Origin of the sequence: Cohnella luojiensis (assembly GCF_004564235.1) — a bacterium.
Classification (GTDB): domain Bacteria; phylum Bacillota; class Bacilli; order Paenibacillales; family Paenibacillaceae; genus Cohnella; species Cohnella luojiensis.
Map to the genome: position 1 here is coordinate 1 of NZ_SOMN01000027.1, position 14,254 is coordinate 14,254.

Genomic DNA, 14,254 nt, shown 5'->3' on the forward strand with positions numbered 1-14,254 from the left:
AGTTACTTTGTCACGGGGCTTCAACCTTAGGATCTCTCCACCAGTTGCCCGTCAGCTACGAGGCGACTTGGCTCTTACCTCGACCGGACTTTCACCGGCTAGTTGTGCCTAGCTTGACTAGGCGCGCGATGTTAAAAAAAGACTCCGAAAGCGGAAGCGAAAACGACTGAAATCATCGTACCGCGCCTGCCGCTTTCGGAGTCTATTGAATAGTCATGTTTTCTCATTCAATGATAATAAGGTTCTTGAGCGTCTAGATCTTGTTGATCTGAAGGCAGCGCCGTGAAAGCGACTTGCTGCCTTTCTTCTCTCATGGCGGCAGGCTGAAAGTCCTCGCGTTGCCGCTTCTGAGCGTTTAGCCAACCCCTGACAAGATCTCCGATCGGTTCGGCGCCGTCAATCGGCAACGTGTGCTTCAATCCGGGAATGTATGCGGAACTAAAGTTAGCCAGCCCATTCTGAAGCACTTTCATGTAGCCCTTGAATTCTTTATCCTTTTGTCCGCACAACAACAGCATGGGTTGGTGGATGTCCTTGAGGCGGTTCACCGCGGAGTAGGCAAGGCCGCTCTCCATATATTGTCGCCAGTTCTCAATATCGCCGGAACGCGTCTCTCCGCGGATACGATGGAATGTTTCGCGGTTGTCCGCATTCACCCATGCCAATGGAATTGAGATAATTTCTCGGGCTCGCATCTTTCCTGCCCACACTCCGGCTTTGAGCTTGGCTCGCGATTTCCAACCGGTTAACTCTGCCGTTCCGCCTAGAAAGATTCCTCCGAGAAAACGATCCGGGTAAGACAGAAGCGCTTGCAGGGCCACCACCGAGCTCATCGAATAGCAGCACAAGTAGGCTTTTGAAATATCCAGCCTGTCCATTAGCTGACGAACGTCTTCCGCTAGCAAAGGAATCGTGATAGGGGCATGCGAACTGCCGCTTCGGCCATGACCGCGAAAATCGAACAGAACCGTCTTGTGATCTTGCGATAGATCATTTCGCATATACGTAAACACGCGGCTGCCTATGCAAGGAGGATGAAGAAAGACGATCGGCGTCCCTTTCCCTTGCATGTGATAATGGATATCGACTCCGTTAACTTGAATCAGGGGCACGGATAACACCTCGCGATAGTGTGTTTTCGTTAGTCTGCCCGACTTCCGCTCTGTTCCATGCGTTTCGTTCCCGGAAACACCCAAAACCGGTAACCCGCATAATTGACAACTAGCGAACAAACGATAGAAGCGATCTTCGCCAAGGCGGATTCCGTACCCCATTGCTCAAGTCCGAGCAGCACCGCAGTGGCAGCGGCGAAAGACAAGCCGTTGATCAGGATAAAACGCGTCAACTCCGCCATGCTGCGCTTCCCTTTGACTTGGAACGTCCAGTTGCGGTTCAATAGATAGCTATTCGCCACTCCCGCCAAGTAGGATATCGTTTGGGCTCCGATCGAACCCATTTCCGCGCCATAAACCAATAAACAAAAAACGGCGAAATCCACCCCCGTGTTCAGCCCGCCCACGATTGCGTATTTCACCATTTTGATTCCTTCCGATAAACGGAGCATGCGACTCCTCCTGACTCGTGCGAGCTCGTCGCTCCTAGAACATTTTATAACCGCCGCGACGCAATGCGCGAATCGCCCATCCGCTCATATAAGCGCCTACCGCTCCCGCCACGATGAGAATCGTGTCCGATACGAGCAGCGACTGAATATTTTCGGTTACGCTAAGATCGTTCTGCCACAATTGCCAGATCCCTAGCGGCACGACGATGATAACGAACATCCAGAGCGGAAACCAAGTCGTTTTAATAAGCATGTTCAATATGAAGCCAATGCCGAAAAACAGCACCAGACAAAGTAACGAACCTACGATAGCGAACAATATGCCGCCGAGTATTCCACCGACCATAACCTATACCACTTCCCGATTACGCAAAATAGTGTACTGTACCAGTTTACAAGTTGGCTTCCGCACAGTCAACGAGCAGGGTGTGAATGGGATGTGAACAAATTTCGGCGGAGGTACTTTCCGAGGGTTCGGACATGGCTATCCGTTTGCCCCTCCCGCTTAGTTGGGCTACAATGGGAAAAGCCATGTTGGACAAGGAGAGATGACTTATGAGTGAAGCCGCCCAAACACTAGAGGGTTGGTACGTACTGCATGATCTGCGCAGCATCGATTGGCAGGCATGGAATGCCGCTTCCCGAGCGGAGAAGGATACGGCGATCAGCGAGGTTACGGCGCTTATATCGGAGTGGGAAGCCGTCGAGGAACGCAAAGAAGGAAGTCTGGCGCTCTACTCCGTCGTAGGACAGAAAGCCGACTTCATGTTTATGCATCTGCGGGAAACGTTGGAGGAGCTGAACGCGATCGAGAACGCGTTCAACCGTTCCAGCTTTGCACGATATACCCGCAAGGAATATTCCTACGTTAGCGTCGTGGAGCTCAGCAATTATATGAGCCCTCCGGGAGTAGATCCTATGCAAGTACCGGAAATCGTTGCTCGCTTGAAGCCGATATTGCCTAAGAGCAATCATATTTGCTTCTATCCGATGAACAAGAAGCGCGATCTTCAAGACAACTGGTATATGCTCCCGATGGAAGATCGCAAGACGCTGATGAGAAGTCACGGCATGATCGGACGGGGCTACGCAGGCAAAGTGAAGCAGATCATCTCCGGATCCGTCGGGTTCGACGATTGGGAATGGGGCGTAACCTTGTTCGCGGATGACGCCTTGCAATTCAAGAAGCTCGTATACGAGATGCGCTTCGACGAAGTAAGCGCCCGTTACGGCGAATTCGGCGCCTTCTATGTCGGCAATCTGCTGACCGGCGAGTCTCTGACGAAGCTGCTTAATTAAACGAAAATGAAATAGGTACGCGATCAGGATATTTCCTGGCCGCGTACCTTTTTTATTTGTTGTTAGCTTTGATCCCGAAGGAGCCCTTCTCCGGCGATTCCTGGCGTAGTCATCTGCACTGGATCGAGAATCACGTCCATCTCCTCTTTAGTGAGAAGATTTCGTTCCAGAATGAGCTCTTTAAGCGTCATTCCTGTCGCGGTGGCTTCTTTAACCAACTGGGCGGCGACATCGTATCCCAGATGCGGGTTGAGGGCTGTCACGATGCCGAAGCTTTTATCCACGTACATCCGGCAACGTTCCCGGTTTGCTTCCATACCGTCAAGCGCAAATCGATGGAAAACGTCCAATGCGTTCCGCATGATTTTCAAAGACTGCAACAAGTTGAAGGCAATGACAGGCCCCATAACGTTCAGCTCGAACTGGCCGGCTTCCGATGCCATGCAAATCGTGTGGTCGTTGCCCATGACCTGAAACGCTACCTGGTTAACGACCTCGGCCATGACGGGATTTACTTTTCCCGGCATGATGGAAGAACCGGGTTGCCTCGGAGGCAGCGAAATTTCTCCAAGCCCGACCATCGGTCCGGAAGCCATGAGCCGAATGTCGTTACAGATTTTGGACATATTCATGGCGCATACTTTAAGAGAGCCGGACAATTCGGTGTAGGCGTCCGTATTCTGCGTCGCATCGACCAAATCGGATGCCGAATGAATCGGTATCTTCAAATCTTCGGCCAGTAGGTTGACGACTCTTTTAATATATTCCTCCGAAGCGTTCAAACCGGTACCCACTGCCGTTGCACCCATATTGACGGACAACAATTCCGTAGAGGCGCGGCTAATTCGCACGATATCCCGTTCCAGAACCTTTGCGTAAGCTCCGAATTCTTGTCCCATCCGTATGGGAACCGCATCCTGAAGATGGGTACGCCCCATCTTGATCACGTCGTCGAACTTCAGAGCCTTTTTGCTGAAGCCTACAAGAAGTTCGCGCATGGTAACGACCAATCGCTCGGCTAGGATGTATGCCGCGATGCGCAGAGCGGTCGGAATCGCATCATTCGTCGACTGCGACATATTCACATGATTGTTCGGGTTGCAATGAAAGTAGCTGCCTTTGGGGTGTCCCATTAATTCGAGCGCCCGGTTCGCAAGCACCTCGTTCATGTTCATATTAATGGACGTTCCGGCACCGCCCTGGATGGAATCGACGACGAACTGATCCGCCCACTCTCCTCGCGCGACCTCTTCCGCGGCTTGAATAATTGCTTGGGCAATCGGTTCCGGCAACCGCTTCATCTCGGCGTTTGCCTGGGCCGCCGCCTTCTTCACGTGGGCGAGCGCAACGACCAGCTCGGCGTGAATCGCGGTCCCGGTAATCGGAAAGTTCTCCAACGCGCGCAGCGTTTGAATGCCGTAATAAACCGTTCCCGGAACCGTATGGCTGCCTAGCGAATCTTTTTCAATGCGTTCAGACATTACATCTCCCCCTCGCAATGGTTGACAAGTCGTTCTCCTATACCCTTTGAGTATATCTTTCCCATAAGATTATGTCTAAAACAAACCGGAGCTCCGCCCCTGGGATCGTAAATCAAAAAAGAGACTGCACGTCGGCAGTCTCTTTCTCAATCCTCATCATCCACCGCCCGCATCTGGGCTTCCCATTCCGCGCGGCGTTTCTCTTCCAAGTATTCTTGCGTCATCCGGTCCCGGGCTCGGCCCTTCTCCTTCAACCGCTCTATGCCCGGTTGAATGAGTAAATCCACTTCCGCCTGAACCGTCGCCACGAGATCGTACCGGCTTTGCGATTCCAGATAAGAGCCCACTTCCATCAGCGCGTTGTAACGGTCCAGTTCATCTCGCGTTAACAGGCCCCGAACTTGTACGCTGCAGTGTCTCATTACAGGAATTTACCTTTGCGCAGCACGAGCGGAATACCGCCAATAATGAACAAGTAACGGATGTCGATCGCTTTTTTCAACCAAGCAGCAACGCGACCTTTGTATTTCTTGCCGAATGCGATACCGATCGCTTCGCCTTTACCAAGCGAGGCCACCGTACCTTTGTTAACGAAGGTGTAAGTCTTAAGTGGTTGGTTGCGGATCGACGCTACCAAGTTATGCGCGCAGTTTATGCCTTGTTGCATAGCCATTTGCGCAGTTGGCGGGTATGGACGACCTTCCGGGTTGAACACCAGAGAGTTGTCTCCCAGAATATATACGTTCTCGTGGCCTGGAGCGCGCAAGAATTCGTCGACTTTCACGCGGCCTCTCATCGTTTCGAACCCGGCTTCTTCGATCAGACGGTTACCGCGAACGCCGCCGGTCCAGATGACCGTCTGCGATTTGATTTCTTCGCCTTCGCCGACCATTACGCCGTCCGGAGTGCACTCCTTGATAGCCGTACCGATGCGGAACGTAACGCCTTTCTTCTGCAGCACCTGCATCGCGTATTCAACGAGTTCAGGATCGAAGCCAGGCAATGCTGTCGGAGCCGCTTCGATATTGATGATTTTAACCAACGAAGGATCTACGTCGAATTGCTTGCACAGTTCCGGAACGCGATCCGCAAGCTCGCCGATGAATTCGATGCCGGTGAAACCTGCGCCGCCGACTACGAATGTCAAATAGTCCGTGCGGTGCGGCTCGCGTTTGAAGCGAGCGAATTGATATTCGATGTGCTCGCGAATCAGACGGACGGAGTTAATGCTTCGAATGTTCATCGCATGCTCGCCCAGTCCTGGAATTCCGAACGTTTCGGATTCTCCGCCAAGACCGACGATCAGGTAATCGTAGGAAAGCGTTCCGTCTTCGAGAATAACCTTGCGATCTTGCGGACGGATTTGAACGACCGTAGATTTAACGAAGTCGATTTTGAATTCATCGATCAGCTTGGAGATGCTAACCCTGGCGTTCTCCGGATTATCCGTACCCGCTGCAGGCATGTGCAGATGGGTCGTGATGTAGTGGTAGTCATGTTTGTTGACCAACGTTACATCCGCTTCATTATAATTTAATTCCTTTTGCAGTCGAAGCGAGGTTAATACACCGCCATAGCCTGCTCCAAGGATAACAATCTTCGGTATACTGCTCATTGATGATCCCATCCAATCCCTATGTTTGTTTAGTTTGTGAAAAATTACACAATCTTCTGCGTTAAGTTGCTATAACTGAGATCTACAAGTAGATCATATCGGTTTTTCCAACAATTTTCAAGGTTCATTTTCACGAATAAATTTGGACATCTTTACAAAATCCTTTTCATGCTTCCGTCACAAGATTATAATGGATACGTTTAGTTCTAATGTTTCGGCATTTTTATCGGAGGTGTCAAATTTTGAATCCTAGCATTGAACCTGCCGTAGACGTAGCCATTATCGGCGGCGGACCCGCCGGAATGTTCGCGGCTTTCTATGGCGGAATGCGTCAAATGTCCGTCAGCCTGATCGAAAGCATGCCGCAACTCGGAGGCCAACTCGCCGCGCTATACCCGGAAAAATATATTTACGATGTCGCTGGGTTTCCGAAAATAACCGCCCAAGAGCTTGTCAACAACCTGAAGACGCAAATGGATCATTTCAAATCCCAGCGTTATTTGGAAGAAAAGGTCGTTAAGGTAAGCAAGTTGGAAGAACGCCTATTTGAAATTGTTACCGATAAGCGCATTCATCATGCACGTGCCGTCATTATTACGGCAGGAGTCGGAGCTTTCGAGCCCCGCCGGCTGGAACTGCCCGAAGCCGCCCAATACGAGAAATCCAACCTCCATTATTTCGTCAGCGACCTGGAGCGCTATCGCGGACAGAAGGTTCTGATCAGCGGCGGCGGCGATTCCGCGCTGGATTGGGCGCTAATGCTTGAACCGATCGCCGATCATGTGATGCTCGTCCACCGTCGGGACAAGTTCAGGGCCCATGAGCATAGCGTTGAGCTGTTAATGAAATCCAAGGTCGAGGTTATCACACCGATGGAAATTACCGCGTTGCGCGGAGACGGCACGATCAAGCAAGTCACTCTTACGGACGTGAAAACCGGGACGATCACCGATTATGACGTCGATGCCGTCATCGTCAATTTCGGTTTCGTTAGCTCGCTAGGACCGATTGCCGAATGGGGTCTCCAGATCGAGGGGGGATCAATCATTGTCGATTCTCGTATGGAAACGAACATTTCGGGGATTTTCGCCGCAGGGGATATTACGACATATCCCGGGAAGCTGAAGCTGATCGCCGTAGGATTCGGAGAAGCGCCGACGGCGATTAACAACGCCAAGGTGTACGTAGATCCCGACGCCAAGCTGTCCCCTGGTCATAGCAGCAACATGAAATTATAATCGGCAAAAGGGCATCCTACCTGAGGTATAACCGGAAAGATTCCGGTTCCTAAGGAGGATGCCCTTTTGATTTGTCCTGTCTGCAATGCACTGAGCCCCCTAGAGGTTTCTTGTCCGCAGTGCGGTTCCGCGGCCGAAGACGAAGGTCGGTGGAGCGATTGGAGCGGTCCCTACTCCCCCTATGAACCCACGCTCTTCGCCATGGAGAACGCTTTCCCGTCCACTGCAGAAACGGTATGCCAGCATGCCGTCCGCTGCGTCGACTGCCAGCACCCTTTCACCGCGGATATTTCCGCCTGGCATGTCTAGAACATCCGCTCTTCCGGAACGGAGAGCTTTCTACGCTTAATCTCGGATCTAAGCATACGAACGAATTCCCTTTCCAATTGCAAACGCAACGCGCTTCGGTAAGCATCCAACAATAGATCATCCGTTAGTAGAGGCAACATTGCCCACGCCCTTTCCTTAATTTGGGGAGGATTGTGAAGGCATCATAGCATGGCCTCAAACCTTCGGACAAGCTTCGCGTTATCCACAGAAGGATGTGCATAAGGTGTGAACTATTTGTTGAAAAATGCCTGTAGACCTTTGTCGTCAAGGCGTGAATTGTGGATGAAGTTATACACAGATTTTTTGCAACACGTTTCATAAATAAGTTTCATAACCGCAAAATATTCAATTAGAGTCTTCTATAGAAAAAATTGTCGTATCCGGTTATTTACTGCGGTCGCGTATTGACCTCAAGCATCCAAATATGTCCTTTTCGGTCGATTCCATAGTCGTATCCTAGCTGTCCGATTCCCGGATAGCGGCTCTCGAGCAGTACGGTTGACGCATTCGTCAATTGTCGCATCTCTCGTTTCTTAGACCCGACGAGACGGGACGACAAAGATCGTCTAATTCCTTGCGCTGCCGTCATCCGAGTTCCGCCGCGACATAGGTTCGTTACGAATAGCCCCCGTCTGGCCAACCGGCCTACCATCGACCGATAAGTCCATGCTCCGTTCTCCTTCACGTATTTGACGCGATAATCAATCGGTCTCCCGTTGATCGTCGCCAGATGTATGCCTCTTTGAATCAAATAGGCGCGCTTCCTCTTGGTTGCATTTAATGCGCTTACCAATCCCTTGAAACTAGAGAAAGATCGCCTATTTGATTTATGGGTAAGCCGATACGTTTGACCTGATTTTTCAATCTTAATGACGCCGACTCCCCCTGCTCCTCGAACCGGTTTCACCACGACCATGCCGAATCTCGATAGCATCGATCGCAGGTTTGCAGGAGTGTACAACCGCGAAGTCGGGATATGACGGGCGATATAAGGATTAGAAAGCAAGGTGTTGGTCTTTAGCCACTTGCTTGCCAATTGCCGACTGATCGTAACCTCCATCCATGAGGCTCCTTTCCTGAGGGTATATCTATACATACTCCGCACGGCGGACAGGTTCTTGGATGGATGACGCCGGAAATTCGCCTCTATTTCTCGGAAGACTAGAATGTCACGGCTTTACGACCATAAGAAAAAGAACGATCATGGGCAGCAGCACGCTGATTATTCCGAATCCGTTCCAAATCCTTGACCATCGGTAATATTCTCCGGGAATAACGCCCGAATCGAGCCCCGCTTTGCTCCATTTGATCATCCGATACTGGCTTGGCAGCAGAACGAATATCCATATGACTCCGGATATGATGAACAATAAATAGGAGATACCGAGCCAACTCCATTCGAATAACTCGTATCCGGCTTTCTCGGCCATTAGATGTCCGAACGTTAGCAGCAGAACAATCCCGGGCAAAGTAAATGAATAATCGGCGAGCATGACATATTTCGAGGTTCGATGGATCAACCGGACGTCACCGGATCGATCGGCCAACACCTTCCAGAACGCCGCCGTTATAATGTTTCCGAGAAACAGAATGGCCCCTAACACGTGCAGAAACAAATAGACCTTCATCTTAGTTTCCTCCCTGCAATATCGTTTTCATGATTGCGTAGTAATCTTCGTCGCCGAACTTGCTACTGCCGGATAATAAGTTTTCCGTACCCAAGATCATATTCCGAACCCTCAAACCGTAGGAAAGAACATTAAAATGTTCGGCTGTTTTCCTGGCGTCTATGGTGCTAACTATGACACCATATTGTTGACCAAGCTTGATCCATTCCGTCGATGCTGCGATGAACCGATCATTAAATTGCTTCAAAATATCGGAGATCCCGCTCTTGTCTTGCTGACTTAATAAGTACAGCAAAATCCTATTCATCACGTTCTCCGGATGATGGCTCTCCTGCAGCCCTTGAGCAATAACTTGCAAGGGACCATGAAGACCTCCCGCCTCCGATACTGAAGCGTAGAATCTCTTGTTAATGAACTCCAACCTTGCCTGAAGGACTAAACCGAATAACTCCTCCTTGCTTTTCACATAGTGGTATATCGCGCCTTTGGACAATCCCGTGTCGCTCATAATGTCTTGCATTGTCGTGCTTTGACAACCCTTCTGCGCGATAATTCTCTCGGTCGCGGTAAGTAATCGCTGCAAGCTGTCCGTAGTCGGGGGAGACATAACAACCACCTTTCCGATAGTAACTAAATTTATCCATATGATAACAGACCGACGGTCGGTTTGTAAAAAAGAAATAAAAAATAACCGCCGCCGTTTGCTCTGAAGAAAATGCATTCAAGCATCACGCATTGCGCTTGTAGGTAAACAGCGGAACCGTATTGATCTTGACGGATTTGCCGGACATTTGGTACCTTGCGCACTGCTCATAGCGATTAAGCTGTTCGTCCAGTAACTGCGAGACATGCAATACTTGAGGATCGCTCATGTCGGCGCCGTTCTGAACGTATGTCAATACCATCTCATGACGTAAATTTTCGATTCTCTTCTTAATCGTTTTTAATTTGCTTCCCATCTTAGCCTCTCCCATCCAACGTAATAGGTTCTTCACCCATCATCATAGGATAAAAGTTTGTGGAAAGTTCATGACCAAATATTAGCAAAATGTTAAGAAAAAGCCATCCGAATAATTTCAGCGTTCCTAACGCAAAATAATTAAGACGGTGTAAGAGAGGTGTGGTTCCATTGGACCGATTGGTGCAAGGGCTGCAGGAGGAACTTATCTAATCACTTAGCCTAGGAAGCGAGGGGTTGTGCTGCAGAGTTTCTCTGAACACATGAGTTACCCAAGTGATTCCATTGTCGCGAAGTGTGATATCTGAGACTCAACAATCAACCACCGTCGAAAGAAGGAGCCTGTCATAGGCTCCTTCTTTTAATACAATAAACCGTTCTAATTCTGAAGGCGATCGGAAAGTAAGCACAAAAAACCTCCTAGTTAGGTGTATGTTTGCCACATATACCGCTAGGAGGTTGTATTTTTATTCCGTTCGCAAATCGAATCAGCAAGGCTCGGCAGCAGGGTTACCCGCTTCGGTTGCCGTACGGAAGCTTGATCCGCAACCGCATGTAGCAGTCGCATTCGGATTGTTAATGGTGAAGCCTCCGCCCATGGCGGATTCTTTCCAATCAATCTCAAGCCCATTCAAATATTTCATGCTATCTCCATCAACGACGACCTTGACGCCACGGATATCCATCGCTTTGTCGCTTTCGTGAATCTCGTCATCGAAACCCATGCCATATGAGAAACCGCTGCAGCCGCCTTCCTGTACGCCAATGCGGAGAAACAAATTCGGACTTTCCTCTGCGGCTAGCATTTCTTGGATCTTCTCGCCGGCAGACTCGCTAATGTTTACCATTATGGTTTCCTCCCCCGTGCCTGTTCTCTCTTTAGTATACCCTAGAGAGCCTCATGCCTCAAGTGAGGTATCGCCCGCTATTTGCTGGGCAATCGCCTTAAGCTCGATCCGGCAACGGAATTGGCCTTTCTCGTTCTGCAGGAAGTCCGCCAACCTCCGGAAGACATGCGCGAGCTCCGGCCCCGACGAATCGGTATCGAGCATATAGCGGAACTGATCCGCTGATAAACCGCGCACCCTTCCTCGCTCGACTTCGCGAACTTCCGTATCCTGTAATCTTTTCCATTCCTTCGAAGGCTCGAATTTGTCTGCACGCCTCACGATTTGCTCATAAATGCGTTGTTTCTTGAGCCACATATAATACTGGATAGGATTGGACAAACTCCAGGCTTGGCTCAAATCTTTAATCGTGTAGGCCGCTCTGTACTGCTGCAGCGTTTGAATTTTCTCCGCCTCGTTTAGCTTCTCAAGCTCGCTAAGTGGCAAAATTTCCGGTTTCAGTGTAATGCACCGCCTCGTTTAGTATTTTTTACTAATAACATAACCATAATTTGTTTATTATTCAAGTTCATTCCCGAATCTGCCAAGGTTTATACCTTTTCTATTTCCAGTTGCCGAGGTTTATAATGAGGTTTATAATATTTACAGTTGTTCACCCTAGTTTTCTACGCATACTAGGTAAGTTATTTTTTTCACAAACCTTGCGCTATTACGTTATTCGTTCTATTCATTATTCAGATCAAGGGTTATAGGAGGCGCATGTCATGACGCTCGTTACGACGCACCCCGATCGCCAAATGGCGGAAATCGCCGACAAAATCAGTAATGGCGAACGGTTATCTCTAGAGGATGGCGTATTCCTCTATCGTTCCGATGATTTGCTGTCGATCGGACAACTGGCAAACGAGGTTAATCTAAGGAAAAACGGCAAGAAGGTTTACTTTATCGAGAACATGAGCTTGTACTTTACGAATGTGTGCGAAGCCCATTGCGCTTTCTGCAATTTCCGCAAGGACGAGGGCCAAGAAGGCTCCTATACGTTATCTCCTCAAGAGATGATTGATTACGTGGAGCAGCATATTCACCCGGGCGTTCGCGAGTTCCATATCGTGGGCGGACATAATCCCAATGTTCCGTTCGATTATTATGTGGAATCAATCCGCGCGCTGAAGCAAAAGTATCCGAACGTCACGATGAAAGCTTACACGGCTGCCGAGATCGATTTCTTCTCCCGCATATCCGGGCTTAACTACAAAGAAGTTCTGGAGCGCTTGATCGAGGCGGGTCTGGAGACGCTAACCGGCGGAGGCGCCGAAATCTTGTCCGATCAGTATCGCAAAAAAATGCGAGTGGAAAAGGCCAACATCGAGCAATATTTGGACGTTCACCGTACGGCGCACCAGCTTGGATTACGTACGCACACCACCATGCTCTACGGCTCGGTGGAAACGCTCGAAGAACGCGTGCAGCATATGATCCACATCCGCGACCTTCAGGATGAAACGAACGGTTTCCAAGTTTTCATACCGCTCTCCATGCAGCCGATCAGTCCGAAAGCGAGCATTCGCCGCAGAAATTCCGCGTACGACGATCTGAAGGCTATCGCGATCAGCCGGCTCATGCTTGATAACATCCAGCATATTAAAGCTTATTTTATCAACATCGGCACTCAGTTGACTCAGGTAGCGCTTACAATGGGAGCTTCCGATGCGCACGGCACGATCGTTAAGGAGAAGATTAGCCACGCCGCTGGCGCATTGACTCCCGCAGGCATTACCCGCGAGGATTTGGTCTGGCTTATCAAAGGAGCCGGCCGTATCCCGGTAGAACGCGATACGTTCTACAACGAAGTGAAAATATACGAATAATACCGAGTTCCCCGTCGGGTAGACGGGGACTCTTGTGTGTCATACTAAGCAAAGGCAAACCCATGTAAAAGGAGATCATCGTATGAGTAAGGTCGTGGTTTTAGGTGGCGGCTACGGAGGATTAACGGTCGTCCAAGAGCTGCTGGAGCACCTGCCGAAGGATGCTCAACTCGTTCTCGTGGAACGCATGCCCTATCAAGGGCTTAAGACGGAATATTATGCTTTAGCGGCAGGAACCGTATCCGACTTGGATATTCGCGTGAATTTTCCCGTTCATCCGCAATTGCAGATGGTTTACGGTAACGTAACGGAAATTGAACTCGAGAGGAAACTCGTTCATATTACGAACCAGGAACCGCTTTCCTATGATTCCTTGGTTATCGCGCTTGGCTGTACGGACAATTATCACGGCATCGAAGGAGCTTCCGATTATTCCTGCAGCATACAGTCGCTTTCCTCGACTCGCCGCACTTTTCAGCAAATCAACGACATTCCTCCTTACGGGCAATTATCGATTATCGGCGGAGGACTTAGCGGCGTCGAGATCGCGGCGGAGCTCCGGGAAAGCCGCGCGGACATTAACATCCGCATCATTGATCGCGGCAACAGCGTAATGTCCTCTTTCCCCGGCAAATTACAAGAATACGTCGCTTCTTGGTTCCGTCTTCACGATGTGGAAATGCGTTCCCATATTTGCATTACTTCGCTTGAGCAAGGAATCATTCATAACGGCAACGAACCGATCTTCTCGAACGTAACCGTGTGGACGGCAGGTATTCAGCCCGTAGAGCTTGTCCAGCGCATGACGCAGCCTAAAGACCCGCAAGGCCGGTTGATCGTTAACGAGTGGCACGAGCTTCCCGACGCGCCTAATGTATACGTGGTAGGAGATTGTTCAAGTCAGCCGTTCTCCCCTAGCGCGCAGTTGGCAGGCGCCCAAGGCAAACAGGTAGCGGAAGTCATCCGCGCCCGCTGGGAGAACAAAGAACCGAAGCTTTCCCGTATTAAGCTTAAGGGAGTCCTCGGTTCTCTAGGCAAAAAAGCGGGATTCGGTTTAATGGGGAACACCCCTCTGCTGGGCCGCATCCCGCGCATGCTCAAAAGCGGGGTGCTCTGGAAAAGCAAACGCCATTTCGGATAACGTTATAGGTCGTCCAACAGCTTATCCATCGCGGAACGGTGAAGCTCCTGCTCCGCAATGGCTTCCAGAATGAGATCGTAAAGCTGTTCAGCCTTCTCGGCGACGACGCTTTCCCCGTTAACTAATGCATAAGGAGACAAGAAGCACTCACCGCAATTGCCGAGGCAGCCGTATTCAATGACTTCAATATCCGGAAGCTTTTCCAGCTTCTTCAGCACTAGATCGGTACCATGGTGCGCGTTGCTTACGCAGAATTCCACGATATGCATAAGTTCAATTCCTTT

19 protein-coding genes are annotated in these 14,254 nt (G+C 50.0%); 5 read left to right on the plus strand and 14 right to left on the minus strand.

The genetic code is table 11. The annotated features are described in order from the left end of the window. Positions 1-227: 227 nt before the first annotated feature. Genes E2980_RS16525 through E2980_RS16535 form a run of 3 tightly spaced genes read right to left on the minus strand, consistent with a single transcriptional unit; the run spans position 228 to position 1,910 of the window. Complete coding sequence (locus tag E2980_RS16525; protein WP_167747155.1) at positions 228-1,112, minus strand: alpha/beta fold hydrolase; 885 nt, start codon at positions 1,110-1,112, stop codon at positions 228-230. A 29-nt stretch (positions 1,113-1,141) separates the two neighbouring features. Further along, positions 1,142-1,564: a GtrA family protein gene (locus E2980_RS16530; RefSeq protein ID WP_135153290.1), complete on the minus strand. Its 423-nt coding sequence runs from the start codon at positions 1,562-1,564 to the stop codon at positions 1,142-1,144. 34 nt (positions 1,565-1,598) lie between these two features. Further along, a complete protein-coding gene (locus tag E2980_RS16535; protein WP_135153291.1) occupies positions 1,599-1,910 on the minus strand; it encodes a YuiB family protein in 312 nt (103 codons plus the stop codon). Between the two features lie 209 nt (positions 1,911-2,119). Between E2980_RS16535 and hemQ the strand changes: the two genes are divergently transcribed. Next, the gene (gene hemQ / locus E2980_RS16540) at positions 2,120-2,863 is read left to right on the plus strand and encodes a hydrogen peroxide-dependent heme synthase (RefSeq protein WP_135153292.1); all 744 of its coding nucleotides are present in this window, start codon (positions 2,120-2,122) and stop codon (positions 2,861-2,863) included. A gap of 62 nt (positions 2,864-2,925) precedes the next feature. On the opposite strand, the gene E2980_RS16545 is transcribed toward hemQ, so the two are convergent. The 3 genes from E2980_RS16545 to E2980_RS16555 form a co-directional block, all read right to left on the minus strand. Beyond that, positions 2,926-4,344 (minus strand): aspartate ammonia-lyase, encoded by a 1,419-nt coding sequence (locus E2980_RS16545; RefSeq protein ID WP_135153294.1) that lies wholly within the window; start codon positions 4,342-4,344, stop codon positions 2,926-2,928. A gap of 146 nt (positions 4,345-4,490) precedes the next feature. Next, a complete protein-coding gene (locus E2980_RS16550; RefSeq protein WP_135153295.1) occupies positions 4,491-4,766 on the minus strand; it encodes a hypothetical protein in 276 nt (91 codons plus the stop codon). Further along, the gene (locus E2980_RS16555; protein ID WP_135153296.1) at positions 4,766-5,959 is read right to left on the minus strand and encodes an NAD(P)/FAD-dependent oxidoreductase; all 1,194 of its coding nucleotides are present in this window, start codon (positions 5,957-5,959) and stop codon (positions 4,766-4,768) included. Before E2980_RS16555 ends, E2980_RS16550 begins: the two co-directional genes overlap by 1 nt. Positions 5,960-6,201: 242 nt before the next feature. Here E2980_RS16555 and E2980_RS16560 point away from each other — a divergent pair, with 242 nt between their 5' ends. Together E2980_RS16560 and E2980_RS16565 are read left to right on the plus strand one after the other, a co-directional pair. Beyond that, positions 6,202-7,197: an NAD(P)/FAD-dependent oxidoreductase gene (locus E2980_RS16560; RefSeq protein WP_276322288.1), complete on the plus strand. Its 996-nt coding sequence runs from the start codon at positions 6,202-6,204 to the stop codon at positions 7,195-7,197. A gap of 66 nt (positions 7,198-7,263) precedes the next feature. Further along, the gene (locus tag E2980_RS16565) at positions 7,264-7,506 is read left to right on the plus strand and encodes a hypothetical protein (RefSeq protein WP_135153299.1); all 243 of its coding nucleotides are present in this window, start codon (positions 7,264-7,266) and stop codon (positions 7,504-7,506) included. Here the strand turns inward: E2980_RS16565 and sda are convergent. The 7 genes from sda to E2980_RS16600 form a co-directional block, all read right to left on the minus strand. After that, positions 7,503-7,646 carry a sporulation histidine kinase inhibitor Sda gene (gene sda / locus E2980_RS16570; protein ID WP_135153301.1) on the minus strand — a complete coding sequence of 48 codons (144 nt, stop codon included), beginning with the start codon at positions 7,644-7,646 and terminating at the stop codon, positions 7,503-7,505. The two genes, E2980_RS16565 and sda, sit on opposite strands and share 4 nt — an antisense overlap. Before the next feature lie 269 nt (positions 7,647-7,915). Beyond that, positions 7,916-8,587 (minus strand): YheC/YheD family protein, encoded by a 672-nt coding sequence (locus E2980_RS16575; RefSeq protein WP_135153302.1) that lies wholly within the window; start codon positions 8,585-8,587, stop codon positions 7,916-7,918. Positions 8,588-8,696: 109 nt separating this feature from the next. Next, positions 8,697-9,155 (minus strand): DUF2269 family protein, encoded by a 459-nt coding sequence (locus tag E2980_RS16580; protein ID WP_135153304.1) that lies wholly within the window; start codon positions 9,153-9,155, stop codon positions 8,697-8,699. A gap of 1 nt (position 9,156) precedes the next feature. Next, positions 9,157-9,762, minus strand: coding sequence for a TetR/AcrR family transcriptional regulator (locus E2980_RS16585; protein WP_167747156.1), 606 nt, complete (start codon positions 9,760-9,762; stop codon positions 9,157-9,159). 121 nt (positions 9,763-9,883) lie between these two features. Further along, on the minus strand, positions 9,884-10,114 hold the full coding sequence (locus E2980_RS16590) for an aspartyl-phosphate phosphatase Spo0E family protein (protein WP_135153306.1): 231 nt from the start codon (positions 10,112-10,114) through the stop codon (positions 9,884-9,886). 487 nt (positions 10,115-10,601) lie between these two features. Continuing rightward, on the minus strand, positions 10,602-10,961 hold the full coding sequence (gene erpA / locus E2980_RS16595) for an iron-sulfur cluster insertion protein ErpA (RefSeq protein ID WP_135153307.1): 360 nt from the start codon (positions 10,959-10,961) through the stop codon (positions 10,602-10,604). Between the two features lie 51 nt (positions 10,962-11,012). Further along, positions 11,013-11,447, minus strand: a complete 435-nt coding sequence (locus E2980_RS16600; RefSeq protein ID WP_135153309.1) for a hypothetical protein — start codon at positions 11,445-11,447, stop codon at positions 11,013-11,015. 278 nt (positions 11,448-11,725) lie between these two features. Between E2980_RS16600 and mqnE the strand changes: the two genes are divergently transcribed. Both mqnE and E2980_RS16610 read left to right on the plus strand, forming a co-directional pair. Continuing rightward, positions 11,726-12,829 (plus strand): aminofutalosine synthase MqnE, encoded by a 1,104-nt coding sequence (gene mqnE / locus E2980_RS16605; protein ID WP_135153310.1) that lies wholly within the window; start codon positions 11,726-11,728, stop codon positions 12,827-12,829. Positions 12,830-12,911: 82 nt separating this feature from the next. Next, positions 12,912-13,970: an NAD(P)/FAD-dependent oxidoreductase gene (locus E2980_RS16610; protein ID WP_135153312.1), complete on the plus strand. Its 1,059-nt coding sequence runs from the start codon at positions 12,912-12,914 to the stop codon at positions 13,968-13,970. Between the two features lie 2 nt (positions 13,971-13,972). Here the strand turns inward: E2980_RS16610 and E2980_RS16615 are convergent, their stop codons facing one another. Further along, complete coding sequence (locus E2980_RS16615) at positions 13,973-14,239, minus strand: YuzB family protein (RefSeq protein WP_135153313.1); 267 nt, start codon at positions 14,237-14,239, stop codon at positions 13,973-13,975. Positions 14,240-14,254 lie beyond the last annotated feature (15 nt).

Excerpts from the sequence above, each read along its gene's own strand:
- E2980_RS16530 (WP_135153290.1), bottom strand. The coding sequence starts at position 1,564 with ATGCTCCGTTTATCGGAAGGAATCAAAATGGTGAAATACGCAATCGTG.
- E2980_RS16535 (WP_135153291.1), bottom strand. The coding sequence starts at position 1,910 with ATGGTCGGTGGAATACTCGGCGGCATATTGTTCGCTATCGTAGGTTCG.
- hemQ (WP_135153292.1), top strand. The coding sequence starts at position 2,120 with ATGAGTGAAGCCGCCCAAACACTAGAGGGTTGGTACGTACTGCATGAT.
- E2980_RS16545 (WP_135153294.1), bottom strand. The coding sequence starts at position 4,344 with ATGTCTGAACGCATTGAAAAAGATTCGCTAGGCAGCCATACGGTTCCG.
- E2980_RS16550 (WP_135153295.1), bottom strand. The coding sequence starts at position 4,766 with ATGAGACACTGCAGCGTACAAGTTCGGGGCCTGTTAACGCGAGATGAA.
- E2980_RS16555 (WP_135153296.1), bottom strand. The coding sequence starts at position 5,959 with ATGAGCAGTATACCGAAGATTGTTATCCTTGGAGCAGGCTATGGCGGT.
- sda (WP_135153301.1), bottom strand. The coding sequence starts at position 7,646 with ATGTTGCCTCTACTAACGGATGATCTATTGTTGGATGCTTACCGAAGC.
- E2980_RS16575 (WP_135153302.1), bottom strand. The coding sequence starts at position 8,587 with ATGGAGGTTACGATCAGTCGGCAATTGGCAAGCAAGTGGCTAAAGACC.
- E2980_RS16580 (WP_135153304.1), bottom strand. The coding sequence starts at position 9,155 with ATGAAGGTCTATTTGTTTCTGCACGTGTTAGGGGCCATTCTGTTTCTC.
- E2980_RS16585 (WP_167747156.1), bottom strand. The coding sequence starts at position 9,762 with ATGTCTCCCCCGACTACGGACAGCTTGCAGCGATTACTTACCGCGACC.
- E2980_RS16590 (WP_135153306.1), bottom strand. The coding sequence starts at position 10,114 with ATGGGAAGCAAATTAAAAACGATTAAGAAGAGAATCGAAAATTTACGT.
- erpA (WP_135153307.1), bottom strand. The coding sequence starts at position 10,961 with ATGGTAAACATTAGCGAGTCTGCCGGCGAGAAGATCCAAGAAATGCTA.
- mqnE (WP_135153310.1), top strand. The coding sequence starts at position 11,726 with ATGACGCTCGTTACGACGCACCCCGATCGCCAAATGGCGGAAATCGCC.
- E2980_RS16610 (WP_135153312.1), top strand. The coding sequence starts at position 12,912 with ATGAGTAAGGTCGTGGTTTTAGGTGGCGGCTACGGAGGATTAACGGTC.
- E2980_RS16615 (WP_135153313.1), bottom strand. The coding sequence starts at position 14,239 with ATGCATATCGTGGAATTCTGCGTAAGCAACGCGCACCATGGTACCGAT.